This window comes from Pseudooctadecabacter jejudonensis, assembly GCF_900172275.1.
Lineage (GTDB): Bacteria > Pseudomonadota > Alphaproteobacteria > Rhodobacterales > Rhodobacteraceae > Octadecabacter > Octadecabacter jejudonensis.
This window is the reverse complement of the sequence record NZ_FWFT01000005.1, coordinates 153,730-169,778: the sequence shown is the minus strand read 5'-3', so window position 1 is coordinate 169,778 and position 16,049 is coordinate 153,730. Positions and strand designations below refer to the sequence as shown.

Genomic DNA, 16,049 nt, shown 5'->3' with positions numbered 1-16,049 from the left:
TTTATTGCATATTTTTGAAACAGCGAAACCCAGGCGGTGCGGCAAAACGGCCAATCGGGGTGCATTCGATATTCAACCATTTGGTTGACGTTTCACGGCGGGTGCGTTTGATGGCCCTATGACGCCGAGCCTTGATATCGTCTTTGCCGCCCTTGCCGACCCCACCCGCCGCACGATCCTTGCGATGCTGCTGGAGGATGACATGGCCGTCACGGACGTGGCCCACCCGTTTGAGATGTCGTTGGCCGCCGTGTCCAAACACTTGGGCGTGCTGACGGCGGCGGGGCTGATCAGTCAGGAGAAACGCGGGCGGGTGAAGTGGTGCAAACTGGAACCGGACGCCCTGCGGGAGGCTTCTGTCTGGATGCAGGGATTTGGCCAGTTCGAACCTGTGAACCTCGATGCGTTCGAGAGGTTTCTGCAAAGCGAGATTGAGGGCGGCACAGAAAGGTCTTGATCTCAACCGCGGTTGAGGATGCACAGTGGCGGGTGAAAGGGCCCACCATGCATATCCTCACCGTTATTGATCACCCGAACCCTGCGTCGTTCAGCCATGCCATTGCCGCGCGGTTCATGGATGGCGGCAGGGCCGCGGGCCACACCGTTGAGGCCGCCGATCTGCATGCGGAAGGGTTCAACCCGTTGTGGACGCAGGCCGATATAGAGGCGGAGGGGGCCGCAGCCCTGCCCGCAGACATCCGCGCAGAGCAAGACAGGATCGCGCGGGCCGATGCCATCTCATTGGTGTTTCCCCTCTTCTGGTGGGGCATGCCATCGATGATGAAGGGCTGGGTGGACCGTGTTTGGTCCTGGGGGTGGGCCTATGACCAACTCAGCGATCCTGATGTGTCGTTGCAGCGGCCGCGGTCGGGGATCTTGCTGATCCCTGCCGGTACGCGGTCCGATGAGATGGAGGCCGAAGGCTATACCGACGCCCTCAGCACCCTTTGGATGAACGGCACGTTTGGCTACTTCGGCCTGGCCCCTCGTCGGATTGAACTGCTATGCGGATCGACCGGATCAGACAGCCGTCGCGCGACACTTTTGGATCGTGCCTATCACGCGGGCCTGACCCTTCCCCCTGCGAAAGCTATAACTCCCAGCCCGCCGCCTGTTCCTTGAGGAATTTCAAAAACGCCTGCACTTTCGTCGTGCGATGCAAATCCACATGGGTGACCAGCCACAACTGGGCTGACCATTCAGGCCGCGAGGGGATCACCTCGACCAGTTCAGGGTGGCGGTCCACCTCCCATTTTGACACGAATCCGATCCCCGCCCCCGCCAGCACCGCATCCACCATGGCGCGGTTGTCCGTGGTGCGAAACACGATGCGATTTGTGGGCACATGGGTGTTCAACCACTGAATGAACGGCGCTCGGCTTTCGGCGTCGTCATGTCCGATGAACCAGTGATTTTGCAGATCGCCCTCCCCCTCGGGCAGGCCGTAGGCGTCAATATAGTCGGGCGAGGCGACCAGATGCAGCGGCTGGAACGTAAACGGCTGCACCACATTGTCCGGCTGATCAGGGGCCTTGCCCGCACGGATTGCCACGTGCGCCTCCCCGTATTCCAGACGAAACAGGCGATCCCCGGTCAAATACCGCACCGTCAGCTCGGGGTTTTCACGTCGAAACTGCGCCATCACCGGCGTCAACATGGGCGACAGCATCACCAAGGATGTCACCACCAGATCGCCAGAGACCCCCTCTCCCTGCCCGCGAATGCGCCCCGCAAGCTGGGTGAACTGGTCGTCCGTGGCTGTTGCCACCTGCATCAGGTCCTGGCCTGCCTCCGTGGGGGTGTAGCCGCGCGCATGGCGCTGGAACAGCTTTACCCCCAGCCGCTGTTCCAGCGCATCAATATGGCGAATGACCGTCGCATGGTGCACGCCCAGCGCATCGGCGGCCCCGCTGACAGTGCCAATCCGTGCCACCTGAAACGCGGTGCGAATTTCATCCCAATTGTCCATCGTGTGCCCCATCTTGGTTGTTTCACCAAAACCAATGACGTGTCTGACCATCCCCAAGGGCGGCCACACACTCCAATGATCGTACACTCAAGCATAATATCTGCATTTTTGCACATTGGCTAGACAAATGCAGTAGTCGTGTTCACTTGCGCAAATCCCATATCAGGGGTCAATCGCAAACAAGAGGACCCGACATGACCCATACACTCCACATCGACGCCTCCGCCAACCTTACGACCAGCCTGTCCCGCGCTGCGTCGGCCAAAGTGGTGGCAGATCAAGGCGGCACCGTCACCTACCGCGACCTCGCGCGTGACCCCCTTCCCCAAATTGATGGCGCATGGGCCGACGCCCGCCTGACCGATCCCGCGACCCGCAGCGCCGAGGATGCGGCGCGCCTGGCCCTCTCGGACACCCTGATCCGAGAGCTACAACAGGCCGACACCATCGTCATCGGCGCCCCGATCTATAACTTCGCAGCCCCTGCGTCCCTGAAGGCGTGGATGGATCTGGTCGCGCGCCCGCGCGTCACCTTTCGCTATACGCAAGACGGGCCCGAAGGCCTGCTGACCGGCAAAAAGGCCATCGTCACCGTGGCCTCAGGCGGCGTGCCTGTGGGGTCTGACATCGACTTTCTGTCGTCACACCTGCGGTTCTTCCTTGGCTTTATCGGCATCTCGGACGTCGAAATCATCGCAGCCAAAGACATTGCCACCCCCGTTGCCGCGTAAGCGTTGACACCCTGCATGGGGCGCGTTTGACTGCGCCCCATGCGGATCACCCAGACAACGGACAGGTCTTTCGTTCTGAACTCAGTCGAATGGGGGACAGTGTGGCTGTGGCTGCCGCTTTTCCTGTTCACAATCTGGATCATGTTCCAGTTATCTGGTGGGCAAGACCCTGCACCATTCTGGGTCTACCTGATCTTCAGCATGATCCCTTTGACATTGGGCGGGCTGACGGTTTTGTCGCCACGGCGCAGCCAACTTGTGCTGGACCGCACGAAAAACACCGCTGAATTGCGCCGCAGTTCCATGATCGGATATGACAAGCTGCGGTTTGATCTGCCAAACGTGGATTGCGTCTACATCAGCCAAAAACTGAACACCGAAGCCGCGCTGCCGGACGCCGCGACGGGCCTGATCACCCTGCGGGTCGACGGCGGCATGGACGAGGGCAGCTACAGTCTAAACACTTACCCCCTCGCCCGTACAAAACTCGACCCAATCGTGGATGCGGCCAACACATGGCTGGACCGCACCCCATGAAGCTGACGCAATCGACGGACGACACGTTTGTCATCAACCTGCGCGGCGGGCGCAGGGCCTCCCCCCCATGAGGGTCGTTCACAACACGCCCGACCGCCTGGTCATCAACGGCCTGCGCTGGAAAAGGGCGCTGGTCTTCGCCCTTCTGACATTGGGCGCCCTTTGGGTGGGCTGGCACATCACCACGTTGCCAGATGGAACCATCGGTTGGCTGTTGCTGTGGTTGCTCTTGACTGTGTCATGGCTGCTGCCCCTTGCGCTGTTTGCCGCTGAACGGTCTCAACTGGTGCTTGATGCGCCCAGCAACACCGCCACCCTCGTACACCGCTCCGTCATGGGCCTGCACCGCAACACCTGGCCTTTGGCTGAGGTCCAGTCGACCCGCGTGTTGCGCCACCGCCCCCGCGGCCCCGCAGATGAAGACCCAAAACGCCACATCACCCTCTACGTGCGCCAAGGCATGGACAAGGGGCGCCACCGTCTGTCCAATCACCTCATGCCGACCCAAGACGCGATCGCGGTCTCCACCACCGTCAGCGACTGGATGCGCAACTGGCGCGCGCTTGACTCCGCCGCCTCTGCACCCTAAACGCCACCCAAACCATCCGGACAGCACCAGCCGTCCGGTCCTTGACCACCCAAGGATCGCCCCCCGTCAGCGCGTTGCGCCCACGGGGGCCAAACTTGTTTGGTCGTGCCCTTCGACCATCAACGGGGGGGCAGTACCGCAATGAACCGTCAGGCCCTATATAGGTCGGACAAACGACAACGACGCGAAAGGTGCGCATATGTTTGAGAACCTGTCAGAACGCCTCGGCGGCGTCTTCGACCGCCTCACCAAACAAGGTGCGCTGTCTGAGGATGACGTCAAAACCGCCCTGCGTGAGGTCCGCGTCGCCCTGCTTGAGGCAGACGTCTCCCTCCCCGTGGCCCGCGATTTTGTCAAAGCCGTGCAGGAAAAGGCCACCGGCCAATCCGTCACCAAATCCGTGACCCCCGGCCAGCAGGTCGTCAAAATCGTGCACGACGAACTGGTGCATGTCCTCAAGGGCGACGATGACGCCGGCACCCTGAAAATCGACAACCCACCTGCCCCCATCCTGATGGTCGGCCTGCAGGGCTCCGGTAAAACCACGACAACAGCCAAACTGGCCAAACGTCTGAAAGAACGGGACGGCAAAAAGGTTCTGATGGCGTCGCTGGACGTGAACCGCCCCGCCGCGATGGAACAGCTGCAGATCCTTGGCGTGCAAATCGGCGTCGACACCCTGCCCATCGTCAAGGGCGAAGATCCCGTCGCAATCGCAAAACGCGCCAAAACGCAAGCAAACCTTGGCGGCTACGATGTCTACATGCTCGACACCGCCGGCCGCCTCAGCATCGACGAAGAACTGATGCAACAGGTTGAGGCTGTGCGCGACGTCGCCAACCCCCGCGAAACCATGCTAGTGGTCGACGGCCTGACAGGTCAGGACGCCGTGCACACCGCGGAAAACTTCGACGACCGCATCGGCATCACCGGCGTGGTCCTCACCCGAATGGACGGTGACGGCCGCGGCGGTGCAGCCCTGTCCATGCGCGCCGTTACAGGCCGCCCCATCCGCTTTGTGGGCTTGGGCGAAAAGATGGACGCGATTGAGGAATTCCACGCCGACCGCGTCGCGGGCCGCATCCTCGGCATGGGCGACATCGTCTCTCTCGTCGAAAAAGCCCAGGAAACAATCGAGGCCGAACAGGCCGAAAAGATGATGAAGCGCTTCCAGAAGGGCCGTTTCAACATGAACGACATGAAAATGCAGCTGGACCAGATGCTCAAGATGGGCGGCATGGAAGGCATGATGGGCATGATGCCTGGCATGAAGAAAATGTCGAAACAGGTCGAAGAAGCAGGGTTTGACGACAGCGTCCTCAAACGTCAGATCGCGCTGATCAACTCCATGACCAAAAAAGAACGCGCCAACCCCCAGCTTTTGCAAGCCAGCCGCAAAAAACGCATCGCCGCAGGCGCAGGGCTTGAGGTCCGCGAACTTAACCAGCTGATCAAAATGCACCGGCAAATGTCCGACATGATGAAAAAGATGGGCAAAATGGGCAAAGGCGGCATGCTGAAACAGGCCATGAAAGGCATGTTCAGCAAAGGCGGCATGCCCGACATGAACGACCCCGCAGCCATGGAAGAGGCCGCCAAGAAAATGGGCGCGCAGCTTCCCGGCGGAATGGGGGGGCTGCCAGGCCTCGGCGGCGGTGCCGCCCTTCCCCCTGGTCTTTCGGGGTTCGGAAAAAAGAAATGATCACATGCACCCTGCGATATGAGATCGATCCAGATCAACTGGACGCGTTCGAGGTCTACGCCAAAGCGTGGATCCATCTTGTCGACAAACTCGGCGGGACACATCACGGCTATCACCTCCCTCACGAAGGCCCGAACGATATCGCCTACTGCCATTTTTCATTCCCGTCGTTGGCGGCCTATGAAGACTACCGCACCCGCATGGATCAAGACCCCGCCTGCCGCCGCGCCTACGCGCACGCGCAAGCCACCAAATGCATTCGCCGCTTTGATCGCTCCTTCACCCGCCCCGTCCTGACCGGCGCCTCGGTTGAGGAGCTCGGCCTGTAATGCGCGTCCTCTTCATCTGTCCCAATAAACTCCCGCCGGAGGCCAAAATCTTTCAAAGATTTTGCACCCAAAAATTCTGTGAATTTTTGGGCCCGCCCGCCGCAGGCGCAGACACATGATCCCGACGGACTGGATATTCGGCCTCATCGGAGGTCTGATGATCGGCAGCGCAGCCGCGCTCTATCTGCTGGTGAATGGCCGCATCATGGGCGCGTCCGGCATTCTCGGCAGCATCGTCGACGCCACCGGCCCCACGTGGGAAAAGGCGTTGTTCATCGCGGGCCTGATCGCGGCTCCGCTTCTTTACGGTTTCGCATTCGGCTATCCGGCTACAAATCTCACCTCCAACCCTGCGCTTCTTGGTGTTGCCGGCCTCTTGGTGGGCTTGGGCACCCGTATGGCAAATGGCTGCACCTCCGGCCACGGCGTCTGCGGCATATCTCGGTTCTCGGCCCGCGGGATCACCGCCACCGTCGCCTATCTTGTCGCGGGCTTTGCGGCCATGTTCGTCGGACGCCATCTATTGGGGGTGTTTTGATGCGGGGTCTGTTCGCCCTTCTTGCTGGCGCCTTGTTTGGCGCGGTCCTCACCGTGTCGGGCATGACCGACACCGCAAAGGTGCAAGGATGGCTGGACCTGTTCGGCAACTGGGATCCGACGCTGGCCTTCGTGCTGGGCGGCGCCATTCTGCCCATGCTGCTGGCATGGCGGATTGCTGCGCGCCTTGAAAAGGCCGTGCTTGGCACCGCAATCCCCACCCCGTCCGAACCCGTCATTGACCGCCGTTTGATCGCAGGCTCGGCCCTGTTTGGCACCGGTTGGGCCATTGTGGGCCTGTGCCCTGGTCCCGCCATGGCCGTCCTTGGTTACGGCGGCGGTGACGCACTGTTGTTCTTTGGCGCGATGGCCGCAGGCATGTTGGGCAACCGCCTGCTTGCCCTGCCCGCAAAGGCAGCAACACCATGACCCAGACCTACACCATCCCAACCCTTCAGACGGATCGTCTGACGCTGCGCGCACCCCGCGCTGATGATTTCGCGGCCTTCTCAAAATTTGCGCTCTCTGACCGCACCGATTTCATCGGCGGCCCGTTCACCATCAAGGACGCGAACCGCATGTGGGGAAGTCTGGCAGGCCAATGGGTGCTGCGCGGCTATGGCTCGTTTGTGGCCTGCCTGAAGGATGGCACACCCGTCGGCTCATTGGGCTGCTGGCACCCGATGATCTGGCCCGAACCCGAATTCGGCTGGACCCTGTGGTCCGCGAATCACGAAGGCAAAGGCTACGTCACCGAAGCCCTGCGCACGATCATGCCCTGGGCGTGGGACGTAACGGGCTTCACCACGTTCGTCTCCTACATCGACGCCTCCAACCTCCCGTCCGCTCACGTCGCCCGCGCCTTGGGCGCAACCTTTGACCAAGCGGCAACCGACGCCCTGAATGGGCCAGACTCGTTGTTCTATGACCCTGACGAAGAAGACGTCCACGTCTACCGCCACGTGAAAGGGGCCGCCTGATGCCAGCCCTGTTACCATACGCGTGCCATACGCCAGCCATACGCAAACCAGCACCCAGTGGAGGCTCGAAATGACCCCCGACATGATCGACGCGACAACCCGCGCCGCCGACGTCCTCAAGGACCACCGCGACAGCATCGACCGCCTCGATGCGATCCTCGTCTATACCTTGGGTGAGCGGTTCAAACATACTCAGGCCGTGGGGAAACTCAAGGCCAACCACGACCTTCCCCCGTCCGATCCCACCCGCGAAGCGGCGCAGATCGCACGGCTCGAAGATTTGGCAAACCGGGCCGATCTGGACCCCGAATTTGCCAAGAAGTTTCTCAACTTCATCATCGCTGAAGTCATTCAGCACCATCAAACACACCAATCAAAACCCTAAAGGATTCAATATCATGGCTATGAAAATTCGCCTCGCCCGTGGTGGCTCCAAAAAGCGCCCCTTCTACCGTATCGTGGCTGCAGACAGCCGCATGCCACGTGATGGCCGCTACGTTGAAAAGCTGGGCACATATAACCCCCTGCTGGCCAAAGACAGCGAAGAGCGCGTGAAGATGGACATGGAACGTGTTCAGTACTGGCTCGATCAGGGCGCCCAGCCCACCGACCGTATCTCCCGCTTCCTCGAAGCTGCTGGCGTGACCGAGAAGAAAGAACGCGCCAACATGAAAAAAGCCGTTCCAGGCAAAAAAGCCCAGGACCGCGCCGAAGAGAAAGCCGCCAAAGCCGCCGCAGCCGCAGAAGCAGCCGCCGCCCCCGCGGAAGAGGCAGCTGCAGACGACGCAGCGGAATAATCCGGCCCTTGGTGGGGCGGGTGGCGACATCGTCGCCGTTCGCCCCACCCCCTCCCACTCAAAGGCACACCATGTCAGATGACCCAATCATCGTCGGCTCCATCTCGGGCGCATTTGGCGTCCATGGCGACGTGCGTTTGAAATCCTTTTGCGCCGATCCCGAGGCACTGGCGGACTACACCCCTCTGACGCGCTCCGATGGCAAAACCATCACCACGATTGTGGTGAAGGGCCAGACAAAGGGCGCGTTGATCGCCCGCATCGACGGCATTACCACCAAGGAAGAAGCCGACGCCCTACGCGGGGTGGACCTCTTGGCGGATCGCACGAGCTTGCCGTCTTTGCCAGACGATGAATTCTACCATACTGATTTAATGGGCCTTTTGGCTGTGGACACCGGCGGTGCCGAATTGGGTCGCATCAAGGCGGTGCAGTCCAACGGGGCTGACGACCTGCTTGAAATTGTGGCGCCCGGCCTCAAGGACAGTGTTCTTGTGCCCTTCACCCGCGCCATTGTTCCAACCGTGGATTTGGCAGCGGGCCGCGTCGTGATTGACCCTCCCGGCGGGCTGTTTGCGGACGCGGACTGATGGCGCCCCGCCGTATCATCGTCCACCCCGGGTTTCACAAAACCGGAACCACCACCGTCCAAACCTATCTGCGCGAAAACGGCAAACACATCTGGCCACGCAGTGCCCTTGTTTTGCCAGGCCGGACCCGCGGTGGTGCTGCGCGAATGGCTGTGCGGTATTCGCGGTTTGGCACGGCGGACCTGTTGACCGGTTTTCGGGACGAACTGCACCGCACGCTGTCGGCCCTTGATGTGGGCACATCTCGCAAAGTCCTGATCTCAGACGAAAATCTGCTGGGCCGGATGCCGGGACGCGACGGACAACAAGGCTACGGCGCGGCCCCCGCCCTGATGGCTGCGGCCGAAGATGTCATTCACATGGTCTTTGGCAACGACGCTGAGGTCAATTTTCATCTCTCGACGCGCGGCCCCGAAAGCTGGCTGCGCTCAACCTTTCGTCACAACCTTTTTCACAGCCGCGTTGTGCTGGACTTCGACGATTACCGCGCGTTGTTTGGTGCCGCGTCGGACCTGAAATCTGTGGCCCAGGATATCGCAGGCGCGGTCAAGGGCCGCGTTCAAATCCGCGACATCGACGGGTTGGACGGGCCAGAAGGGCTGGCCGCGCCTTTGATCGACCTTCTTAACTTGCCCAGACATTTGCGGGGCAGGCTGACCCTGAAGGACCACATGAACGCAGGTCCGCCCGAAGCCTTGGTGGATGAACTTTTGGCGATCAATCGGTCGGCCATTTCGGATCGCGCGGCGCAAACGGCCAAGGCAAACCTGCTTGAGGAAGACAAAACCCCATGACGGACACCCCAGATAAACCGGCCCCTCTCGGCAAGTCCATCGGTCGAAAATCCATCCAGCTCAGCGCGAAACCGCAAGAGCTGATGACCGACAAGCCCAGCCTTGCCAAAGCGTGGACGGCGCAAGTGATCACGCTGTTCCCCGATGCGTTTCCTGGTTTGTTGGGGGAAAGCCTGACGGGCCGTGCGCTGAAAGACGGGCTTTGGCAATTGCAAACGACTGATTTGCGCCGGTTCGGCGTGGGCAAACACCGCAATGTGGATGACACACCGTCAGGTGGCGGCGCGGGTATGGTTCTGCGTGCCGACGTGGTGGCGAACGCCTTGGGCGATGCGCGCCGTCGCGCGCGCGGGCGGATGCCGCTGTTGTACCTCAGCCCGCGCGGCGTGCCCTTCACCCAGAAAATCGCCCAAGACCTGAGCCAGCAAGACGGTGTGACGTTGCTGTGCGGTCGGTTCGAGGGCGTTGATCAACGGGTTTTGGATCATCACCAGATCATGGAGGTGTCGATGGGGGACTACGTTCTTACAGGGGGAGAATTGCCCGCCATGACGCTGATTGACGCCTGCGTCCGGCTGCTGCCCGGTGTGTTGGGCAATGCCGAAAGTGCTGTGGAAGAAAGCCATTCCAACGGCTTGCTGGAACACCCCCAATACACCCGCCCCGCCGAGTGGGAAGGCCACACAATTCCTGATGTCCTGACCTCGGGTGATCATGGCAAAGTGGCGCGGTGGCGTCGCGAGATGAGTGAGGCAATCACCCGCGAACGTCGCCCAGATCTATGGGAGCGCCACCAGCGTAAAGGCCCGCTGACGGATTAACCCGCGAAACCGATTTTGCGCGGTCGCGTGTGGCCCCCGATCTGGTTGACCCCAAACCTGATCCGATCAAGCGCGGGTTTGGACAGCGGCGGCGAAAAAGCGATCCCCGCCTTGTCCTCCGTCGCCCATTTCACCTTGGCCACGTGGCGCGTGTTGGTATGGCGCAAGGTCAGCATCTGGCCGGTTTTGGGCGCTGGCTGCATGTTCAAGCAAGCCCCGGAAGAGCTGATACTGGTGATCACGGCTCTCACGCCCGTCCCCCCGATATCGACCGTGACGGGAAAGCGGGTTGGGTAACGATGTGCACGATATTTCATTCCGAACCTCCGAAAAGTTGGAGGGAGGATCGGGGAGAATCAGAAATAAAACCTTAAAAGCCCACTAAATTTATCATGCTATTGTGTGGTTTTCGCCTGCGCCCGCCGGACATAGGTGCGCAGCATGTGCGCATCATAAAGTGGCATCGCCATAACCTCGTCACCGATCTCGGTGACGCTGGGCGCGAGGAAACGAACGCGCGCATCTTTGGTCTGGCACCCCGCACCGACCTTCAAACCGCGGTTGATGGGGGCCACCCCGACCATACCGTCGCGCAGCAACCCTTCGGTCAACGGATCATAAACCGAGTGGGGGCCCGCGCCTGCGCAATTGACGACAAATCCGGTGTCCATTGTGGTTTCGCGGCCATCGACGTCCAGCAGCCGCACACGCGCGCCGGTGTCCAGATGATCAACCCCCGCGACCATGCCTTGTACCATCCGCACCACACCCGCATCGATCAAGCGGTGCATGTCCCAGATGGTGTCGCGCGTGCCGCCGCGCAGCCAGTGCCGCAAGGTTCCAGGCACGCGACGTGCCTCGTTGATATCAGGCACAAAACTGTGCAGGGGATTGGCCAGAAAGTGCGCGCGAAACCCTGCGCGGATCTCACGTGTTTCATCGCCTGCAGCCTTCGCTGCATCAATTTCCCGCGCGACTTCGGACAAGAAACCATCGGCGGTTTCATGCCCGGTGGTCAGGTTTGGCTGGGTCATACGGCGCGGCATGCGCGGGACAAGCGGCGGCGGAACCTGTCCATCTGGTGCGCAGACCACAAACTTGATCTGATCGTCGGGGATGAGGCTTTGGCACAAACGCAGCACATCCAGCATGGCTGCGTTGCCGCCAATGCAGCAAATCTCGGCCCCCGCCTTGATGTGCTCCGCAATGCGGTGTTCGTGGCCAAAGACGCTGGGCGCCGCAAAGGGGCCATCATGACCTTCGATGTCCATCGTAGAAGGGCCGCCGGGCGCGACGTCGACATGATGGGCATAGGCCACGTCACCGGTCGCTGTCTCAACCTCGATCGCGGTGGGGGTGGTCCGCAGGGCCACGGCGTCGCAATCATGCAAGGTCACGCAGACGCCCTGTGTTTCTAACTCCGCTCTGCGGACGGCCAAAACTTCGGCCATGAAGTCCCCGTAGAATTCACGCGGCGCGTTCACTCCGTAGATGTCGCCCGCGTCAACCAAGGGTCCAGCGGCGGCCAGCCAGTTCGGTGACCGCCCTGACATCGTCGCGGCAATTTCGTCCCACTTGTCCGCAAGCCATTTGGCAAAGGCAGGGTCGATATCATCCGCCGGGGAATTCAGCAGATACGCGAACCGCCACGGCGTTCCAGCCTCTCCTGCGGCATAGGCAGCCCCACGCCCCAGTGACGTGGCCGCGCGCCCCATGACGATCACATGATCGCCCTGCGCAAAGGTGCCGGTTTCAAGAAAGGCAAGGGCCGTGATGCCATCCCCCACGATCACATGGGCCGGCCGATCCTTGGTCAGATCAGTAAGCTGGGTCATTCAAATATCACTTTTGGTTTGGCGACCACGTAGCTTGCCTATAGCGAGAGGTCAAACACCGGCGCCCCGTCTATCGCGCCCGCAAGCAGGCAACGTGGGGTCATGTAAAACGGGGCGCCGGATGCCATCCCCGTCGGTGAGACATTGCCCTTGATCACATGGCCCCTGCCCCGTATACGCCGCCTGTCCGCGTCTTGAATGAGTCGCAGGGCCTGTTTGGTATTGGACGCGACCTCTTCACCGTGAATCCGCCAGATAGCATAGCACAGGCCGTGAACCCTCCGGTGGGCGACCCAGTCTTTGATAAGACGGGCGACCCTATGAAGACCGAAGCTCTGGCAGCCAATCACATCCGCGGGCAAACCGCGCGTTATAGAGGAGAAGGTCAATGAACCTGATCGCTGAACTTGAGGCGGAACAAATCGCCGAACTGGGCAAAGAGATCCCAGATTTCAAAGCGGGTGACACCATCCGTGTTGGTTACAAAGTGACCGAAGGCACCCGCACCCGTGTGCAGAACTACGAAGGTGTCTGCATTTCCCGCAAGAACGGTAAGGGCATCGCTGGCTCTTTCACGGTGCGCAAGATTTCTTTTGGTGAAGGCGTGGAACGTGTGTTCCCGCTGTATTCCACCAACATCGACAGCATCACAGTTGTGCGCCGTGGCCGTGTGCGCCGCGCCAAGCTGTACTACCTGCGCACCCGTCGTGGTAAGTCCGCACGTATCGCTGAAAAGACAAACTATCGCCCGCTGTCCAGCGGCGCAGACGCATAAGGACGGACGACATGAAAAAAGACATCCATCCCGATTACCACATCATCGACGTCAAAATGACCGATGGCACTGTGTACCAGATGAAATCCACGTGGGGCGCCGAAGGCGACCAGCTGGCGCTGGACATTGACCCAACTGTGCACCCCGCATGGACCGGCGGCGGCGCACGCCTGCTGGACACCGGCGGCCGCGTGTCCAAGTTCAAGAAAAAATACGAAGGTCTGGGCTTCTAAGCTTTGGCACTTTGCAAATAGAAACGCCGCCCCTCGGGGCGGCGTTTTTCGTTGGGGGCGTGGCGCGCAGAAACTCTCAGGTTTGAGCCCAACTTGCTCATTGGTCAGAGTGTAGCGAACGACCGCTTGCCCATAACTTAGGGGTATTCCTTCGTGTATTGATCGGGCGTGTCCTCTCTTTTACTTAGGCATATGTCTAAGTATGATACCGTCCTTGATCCTTACTTCGCAGCACTTGGCGATCCGACACGGCGCATGATCCTTCAGCGCCTTGCGCGGGGCAAGGCGTCGGTCAGCGAACTGGCCAAGCCTCACAACATGGCGATGCCATCGCTGATGGAGCATCTGAAAAAATTGGAAACCGCCAACCTCATCACATCGAAGAAGGAAGGGCGCACCCGGATATGCGAATTGGCTCCAAAGGCTTTCACGCCTGCACAGAACTGGTTGAGCGAGCAATGCGCGATCTGGGAAGAACGGCAGGCCTATGATGATCTCTGACATTGAGGACTATTTTGCGAAGGGCTGTGGACGTTGCCCTCGGTTTGAAACCAAAGACTGTTCGGCCAAATTCTGGGCAAACGGTCTGGCCAGGCTTCGTGCAATTTGCCTGTCAGTTGATCTGATTGAGACGGTGAAGTGGGGACATCCCTGCTATATGCACGCGGACCGCAACATCGTTATCATCGGTGCGTTTCAGGACAACTTCCGTCTCAGCTTCTTTAACGCGGCCTTGTTGCAAGACCCCGACGGGGTGCTGGAGACGCAGGGCCCGAACACAAAACACCCAGACATGATCCGCTTCACCTCGCATAACGGACCGGACGCGATGGAGGCGACGATCCGGGCCTATCTGTTAGAAGCGAAAGGTTATGCCGTTGAGGGAAAGAAGCCGCCACGGGATGATAGCGTACTGGAACTGCCTGAGGAACTTGTCGAGGCGCTGGATGCCGATCCCGAGCTTGCCGAGGCGTTCCATGCCCTGACGCGCGGACGACAGAACAGCTATGTCATCAACCTGAACGGCGCGAAAAAGCCCGAGACACGGGTGAGCCGGATCGAGAAATTCCGCGACAAGATCATCCAGGGTAAAGGTGTGCACGATCGCTGACGCTGTCGTCCGAACATGGCCGAGAGCGCAACTGCGAAGCAGACATCGACACAGTCGCCACTGACATCAGTTTTGCCCCGCAAAGCTGAAGGCCAGCACTTCCGCCCAACCGACGTCCGTTTTTCTCACCCTGCCTTCGGCTTCCGCCGCCGCCCGCCACCAGGTTTGCCACCACCGGGCTTGCCGCCGCCACCGGGGCGGCCACCGCCACCGCCGGGTTTGCCTTGACCGCGCGGGCCGCCTCGGCCTCCACCGCCGCCGCCGCCACCACGACGGCCACCGCCGCCGCGCTTGGGTTTGGCTTCTTCCTCGTCGCGGGCCCAGGGGCGGCCACCGGCCACGGGGATGTCGGCCTTCATGGCCTTTTGGATATCGCGCAACTCGCCCATCTCATCGGGTGCACAAAAGGCCACGGCCATACCGTCCGCACCCGCACGCGCCGTCCGGCCAATCCGGTGGACATAGTTTTCCGGCACATTGGGAAGGTCGTAGTTGTAGACGTGTTTGACCTCAGGAATATCCAGACCACGGGCCGCCACATCGGTGGCCACCAGCACCGTCACCTTGCCTGCCTTAAAGTCCGTGATCGCGCGGTCGCGTTGGCCTTGGGACTTGTTGCCGTGGATCGACGCAGAGGCAAAACCCTTCTTCTCAAGCAGCTTATGCAACTTTTCAGACCCGTGTTTCGTGCGACCAAAGACAATCGCCCGTTCATCGCGGTGCTTGTCCATCAGTTCGATCAACAAATCAGTCTTGGCCGCCTTGGCCACGAAATGCACCGATTGTTCGATCCGGTCCACCGCCTTGCCCGGCGCGTTGACCTGCACCCGCATCGGGTTGTTGAGATAGGCCTGAGCCAATTCGTTCATCTGCTTGGGCATGGTTGCCGAAAACAGCATGGTCTGGCGATCCGGCGCCAAGAGCGGCGCAATTTGACGCAGCGCATGGATGAACCCCATGTCGAGCATCTGATCCGCCTCATCCAGCACCAGAAAATGCGTCTCATCCAGCCGCACGGCCTTACGGTCCAGCAGATCAATCAGACGGCCCGGTGTGGCCACCAACAGATCACACCCCCGTTCAAGTTTGCGCATCTGGCCCACGATGCCAGCCCCACCCACGACCAACATGGTCTTCAGATGCGTGCCGGTGGTGTAGGCGGCCAAATTCTCCTGAATCTGTTTGGCCAACTCACGCGTGGGCGCAAGGATCAGCGCGCGTGCCGTCTTGGGCGCGGGCTTGCCCTGCTCTTTCAGAAGCATGTTGATCATCGGCAGACCAAAGGCCGCTGTCTTACCACTGCCCGTCTGGGCCAGACCCATCACATCGCGCCCGTTCATGGCATGGGGGATCGCTTGCGTCTGGATCGGGGTGGGGTCGGTGATGCCCTGTTTTTCAAGGGCGGCAATCAGGCGGGGCGCAAGGCCCAACATATCAAAATCCATCAATCGTCTTTCTACGGACCACAAGGCCCGACATAAACCAAGGGGCATAGGCCCGATGGCATCGGCACACGGGCCGATCAACTTGCGGGAACTGCCCGCCACAGAACGCCTGGCCCGAATGGCCAAAGGCACCCCTGCGTGAGTTTGGGAACCAATCTGATCAGGCCTCTTGCGCAAAAAACTGCGCCTGCTCACGCGGCAGCCGGCCTTGATCCGTTGCACAGGCACATGGGGCGTGCAGCGGGGCAAGTCAATCCCTCTTTGCCTTGCGCCC

At 60.6% G+C, this 16,049-nt stretch carries 23 protein-coding genes; 19 read left to right on the top strand and 4 right to left on the bottom strand.

Translation table 11 applies throughout. From position 1 onward, the window contains the following. The first annotated feature begins 118 nt into the window (after positions 1-118). Both PSJ8397_RS14405 and PSJ8397_RS14400 read left to right on the top strand, forming a co-directional pair. The gene (locus tag PSJ8397_RS14405) at positions 119-457 is read left to right on the top strand and encodes an ArsR/SmtB family transcription factor (protein WP_085865323.1); all 339 of its coding nucleotides are present in this window, start codon (positions 119-121) and stop codon (positions 455-457) included. Between the two features lie 47 nt (positions 458-504). Continuing rightward, a complete protein-coding gene (locus tag PSJ8397_RS14400; RefSeq protein WP_085865322.1) occupies positions 505-1,122 on the top strand; it encodes an NAD(P)H-dependent oxidoreductase in 618 nt (205 codons plus the stop codon). On the opposite strand, the gene PSJ8397_RS14395 is transcribed toward PSJ8397_RS14400, so the two are convergent. Continuing rightward, complete coding sequence (locus tag PSJ8397_RS14395) at positions 1,091-1,969, bottom strand: LysR family transcriptional regulator (protein ID WP_085865412.1); 879 nt, start codon at positions 1,967-1,969, stop codon at positions 1,091-1,093. The two genes, PSJ8397_RS14400 and PSJ8397_RS14395, sit on opposite strands and share 32 nt — an antisense overlap. A 194-nt stretch (positions 1,970-2,163) precedes the next feature. Between PSJ8397_RS14395 and PSJ8397_RS14390 the strand changes: the two genes are divergently transcribed. The 13 genes from PSJ8397_RS14390 to trmD all read left to right on the top strand — a co-directional run bounded on the left by PSJ8397_RS14390 (position 2,164) and on the right by trmD (position 10,376). Beyond that, positions 2,164-2,700, top strand: a complete 537-nt coding sequence (locus tag PSJ8397_RS14390; RefSeq protein WP_085865321.1) for an FMN-dependent NADH-azoreductase — start codon at positions 2,164-2,166, stop codon at positions 2,698-2,700. Between the two features lie 39 nt (positions 2,701-2,739). After that, a complete protein-coding gene (locus PSJ8397_RS14385) occupies positions 2,740-3,237 on the top strand; it encodes a hypothetical protein (protein ID WP_143515487.1) in 498 nt (165 codons plus the stop codon). A gap of 67 nt (positions 3,238-3,304) precedes the next feature. Beyond that, entirely contained in the window at positions 3,305-3,826 is a 522-nt protein-coding gene (locus tag PSJ8397_RS14380) for a hypothetical protein (protein WP_085865319.1), read from the top strand. A gap of 199 nt (positions 3,827-4,025) precedes the next feature. Then, the gene (gene ffh, locus PSJ8397_RS14375) at positions 4,026-5,528 is read left to right on the top strand and encodes a signal recognition particle protein (RefSeq protein ID WP_085865318.1); all 1,503 of its coding nucleotides are present in this window, start codon (positions 4,026-4,028) and stop codon (positions 5,526-5,528) included. Continuing rightward, on the top strand, positions 5,525-5,857 hold the full coding sequence (locus tag PSJ8397_RS14370) for an NIPSNAP family protein (protein ID WP_085865317.1): 333 nt from the start codon (positions 5,525-5,527) through the stop codon (positions 5,855-5,857). Before ffh ends, PSJ8397_RS14370 begins: the two co-directional genes overlap by 4 nt. A 115-nt stretch (positions 5,858-5,972) precedes the next feature. Next, a complete protein-coding gene (locus PSJ8397_RS14365) occupies positions 5,973-6,395 on the top strand; it encodes a YeeE/YedE family protein (RefSeq protein WP_085865316.1) in 423 nt (140 codons plus the stop codon). Continuing rightward, positions 6,395-6,823, top strand: a complete 429-nt coding sequence (locus PSJ8397_RS14360) for a DUF6691 family protein (protein WP_085865315.1) — start codon at positions 6,395-6,397, stop codon at positions 6,821-6,823. Before PSJ8397_RS14365 ends, PSJ8397_RS14360 begins: the two co-directional genes overlap by 1 nt. After that, positions 6,820-7,374 (top strand): GNAT family N-acetyltransferase, encoded by a 555-nt coding sequence (locus PSJ8397_RS14355; RefSeq protein WP_085865314.1) that lies wholly within the window; start codon positions 6,820-6,822, stop codon positions 7,372-7,374. Before PSJ8397_RS14360 ends, PSJ8397_RS14355 begins: the two co-directional genes overlap by 4 nt. 82 nt (positions 7,375-7,456) lie before the next feature. Beyond that, positions 7,457-7,759, top strand: coding sequence for a chorismate mutase (locus tag PSJ8397_RS14350; protein WP_085865313.1), 303 nt, complete (start codon positions 7,457-7,459; stop codon positions 7,757-7,759). 13 nt (positions 7,760-7,772) lie between these two features. Further along, positions 7,773-8,171, top strand: coding sequence for a 30S ribosomal protein S16 (rpsP, locus tag PSJ8397_RS14345; protein WP_085865312.1), 399 nt, complete (start codon positions 7,773-7,775; stop codon positions 8,169-8,171). Positions 8,172-8,242: 71 nt separating this feature from the next. After that, a complete protein-coding gene (gene rimM, locus PSJ8397_RS14340; protein ID WP_085865311.1) occupies positions 8,243-8,761 on the top strand; it encodes a ribosome maturation factor RimM in 519 nt (172 codons plus the stop codon). After that, positions 8,761-9,555, top strand: coding sequence for a hypothetical protein (locus PSJ8397_RS14335; protein WP_085865310.1), 795 nt, complete (start codon positions 8,761-8,763; stop codon positions 9,553-9,555). The genes rimM and PSJ8397_RS14335 overlap by 1 nt, the downstream gene beginning before the upstream one ends. Beyond that, complete coding sequence (gene trmD / locus PSJ8397_RS14330; RefSeq protein ID WP_085865309.1) at positions 9,552-10,376, top strand: tRNA (guanosine(37)-N1)-methyltransferase TrmD; 825 nt, start codon at positions 9,552-9,554, stop codon at positions 10,374-10,376. Before PSJ8397_RS14335 ends, trmD begins: the two co-directional genes overlap by 4 nt. Here trmD and PSJ8397_RS14325 read toward each other — a convergent pair. Further along, positions 10,373-10,693 carry a PilZ domain-containing protein gene (locus PSJ8397_RS14325; RefSeq protein WP_085865308.1) on the bottom strand — a complete coding sequence of 107 codons (321 nt, stop codon included), beginning with the start codon at positions 10,691-10,693 and terminating at the stop codon, positions 10,373-10,375. The two genes, trmD and PSJ8397_RS14325, sit on opposite strands and share 4 nt — an antisense overlap. A 78-nt stretch (positions 10,694-10,771) precedes the next feature. Then, a complete protein-coding gene (locus PSJ8397_RS14320; RefSeq protein ID WP_085865307.1) occupies positions 10,772-12,211 on the bottom strand; it encodes an FAD/NAD(P)-binding protein in 1,440 nt (479 codons plus the stop codon). A 388-nt stretch (positions 12,212-12,599) separates the two neighbouring features. Between PSJ8397_RS14320 and rplS the strand changes: the two genes are divergently transcribed. The 4 genes from rplS to PSJ8397_RS14295 all read left to right on the top strand — a co-directional run bounded on the left by rplS (position 12,600) and on the right by PSJ8397_RS14295 (position 14,330). After that, the gene (gene rplS / locus PSJ8397_RS14310; protein WP_085865305.1) at positions 12,600-12,986 is read left to right on the top strand and encodes a 50S ribosomal protein L19; all 387 of its coding nucleotides are present in this window, start codon (positions 12,600-12,602) and stop codon (positions 12,984-12,986) included. 11 nt (positions 12,987-12,997) lie between these two features. Continuing rightward, complete coding sequence (gene rpmE / locus PSJ8397_RS14305; protein WP_085865304.1) at positions 12,998-13,219, top strand: 50S ribosomal protein L31; 222 nt, start codon at positions 12,998-13,000, stop codon at positions 13,217-13,219. 192 nt (positions 13,220-13,411) lie between these two features. Next, positions 13,412-13,720 carry an ArsR/SmtB family transcription factor gene (locus tag PSJ8397_RS14300; RefSeq protein ID WP_085865303.1) on the top strand — a complete coding sequence of 103 codons (309 nt, stop codon included), beginning with the start codon at positions 13,412-13,414 and terminating at the stop codon, positions 13,718-13,720. After that, complete coding sequence (locus PSJ8397_RS14295) at positions 13,707-14,330, top strand: YdeI/OmpD-associated family protein (RefSeq protein ID WP_200811324.1); 624 nt, start codon at positions 13,707-13,709, stop codon at positions 14,328-14,330. The genes PSJ8397_RS14300 and PSJ8397_RS14295 overlap by 14 nt, the downstream gene beginning before the upstream one ends. A gap of 125 nt (positions 14,331-14,455) precedes the next feature. On the opposite strand, the gene PSJ8397_RS14290 is transcribed toward PSJ8397_RS14295, so the two are convergent. Then, the gene (locus tag PSJ8397_RS14290; RefSeq protein WP_085865302.1) at positions 14,456-15,775 is read right to left on the bottom strand and encodes a DEAD/DEAH box helicase; all 1,320 of its coding nucleotides are present in this window, start codon (positions 15,773-15,775) and stop codon (positions 14,456-14,458) included. Positions 15,776-16,049 lie beyond the last annotated feature (274 nt).

What these genes read in the sequence shown, in the direction of transcription:
- PSJ8397_RS14405 (WP_085865323.1), top strand. Translation starts at nt 119, where the DNA reads ATGACGCCGAGCCTTGATATCGTCTTTGCCGCCCTTGCCGACCCCACC.
- PSJ8397_RS14400 (WP_085865322.1), top strand. Translation starts at nt 505, where the DNA reads ATGCATATCCTCACCGTTATTGATCACCCGAACCCTGCGTCGTTCAGC.
- PSJ8397_RS14395 (WP_085865412.1), bottom strand. Translation starts at nt 1,969, where the DNA reads ATGGACAATTGGGATGAAATTCGCACCGCGTTTCAGGTGGCACGGATT.
- PSJ8397_RS14390 (WP_085865321.1), top strand. Translation starts at nt 2,164, where the DNA reads ATGACCCATACACTCCACATCGACGCCTCCGCCAACCTTACGACCAGC.
- PSJ8397_RS14385 (WP_143515487.1), top strand. Translation starts at nt 2,740, where the DNA reads ATGCGGATCACCCAGACAACGGACAGGTCTTTCGTTCTGAACTCAGTC.
- PSJ8397_RS14380 (WP_085865319.1), top strand. Translation starts at nt 3,305, where the DNA reads ATGAGGGTCGTTCACAACACGCCCGACCGCCTGGTCATCAACGGCCTG.
- ffh (WP_085865318.1), top strand. Translation starts at nt 4,026, where the DNA reads ATGTTTGAGAACCTGTCAGAACGCCTCGGCGGCGTCTTCGACCGCCTC.
- PSJ8397_RS14370 (WP_085865317.1), top strand. Translation starts at nt 5,525, where the DNA reads ATGATCACATGCACCCTGCGATATGAGATCGATCCAGATCAACTGGAC.
- PSJ8397_RS14365 (WP_085865316.1), top strand. Translation starts at nt 5,973, where the DNA reads ATGATCCCGACGGACTGGATATTCGGCCTCATCGGAGGTCTGATGATC.
- PSJ8397_RS14360 (WP_085865315.1), top strand. Translation starts at nt 6,395, where the DNA reads ATGCGGGGTCTGTTCGCCCTTCTTGCTGGCGCCTTGTTTGGCGCGGTC.
- PSJ8397_RS14355 (WP_085865314.1), top strand. Translation starts at nt 6,820, where the DNA reads ATGACCCAGACCTACACCATCCCAACCCTTCAGACGGATCGTCTGACG.
- PSJ8397_RS14350 (WP_085865313.1), top strand. Translation starts at nt 7,457, where the DNA reads ATGATCGACGCGACAACCCGCGCCGCCGACGTCCTCAAGGACCACCGC.
- rpsP (WP_085865312.1), top strand. Translation starts at nt 7,773, where the DNA reads ATGGCTATGAAAATTCGCCTCGCCCGTGGTGGCTCCAAAAAGCGCCCC.
- rimM (WP_085865311.1), top strand. Translation starts at nt 8,243, where the DNA reads ATGTCAGATGACCCAATCATCGTCGGCTCCATCTCGGGCGCATTTGGC.
- PSJ8397_RS14335 (WP_085865310.1), top strand. Translation starts at nt 8,761, where the DNA reads ATGGCGCCCCGCCGTATCATCGTCCACCCCGGGTTTCACAAAACCGGA.
- trmD (WP_085865309.1), top strand. Translation starts at nt 9,552, where the DNA reads ATGACGGACACCCCAGATAAACCGGCCCCTCTCGGCAAGTCCATCGGT.
- PSJ8397_RS14325 (WP_085865308.1), bottom strand. Translation starts at nt 10,693, where the DNA reads ATGAAATATCGTGCACATCGTTACCCAACCCGCTTTCCCGTCACGGTC.
- PSJ8397_RS14320 (WP_085865307.1), bottom strand. Translation starts at nt 12,211, where the DNA reads ATGACCCAGCTTACTGATCTGACCAAGGATCGGCCGGCCCATGTGATC.
- rplS (WP_085865305.1), top strand. Translation starts at nt 12,600, where the DNA reads ATGAACCTGATCGCTGAACTTGAGGCGGAACAAATCGCCGAACTGGGC.
- rpmE (WP_085865304.1), top strand. Translation starts at nt 12,998, where the DNA reads ATGAAAAAAGACATCCATCCCGATTACCACATCATCGACGTCAAAATG.
- PSJ8397_RS14300 (WP_085865303.1), top strand. Translation starts at nt 13,412, where the DNA reads ATGTCTAAGTATGATACCGTCCTTGATCCTTACTTCGCAGCACTTGGC.
- PSJ8397_RS14295 (WP_200811324.1), top strand. Translation starts at nt 13,707, where the DNA reads ATGATGATCTCTGACATTGAGGACTATTTTGCGAAGGGCTGTGGACGT.
- PSJ8397_RS14290 (WP_085865302.1), bottom strand. Translation starts at nt 15,775, where the DNA reads ATGGATTTTGATATGTTGGGCCTTGCGCCCCGCCTGATTGCCGCCCTT.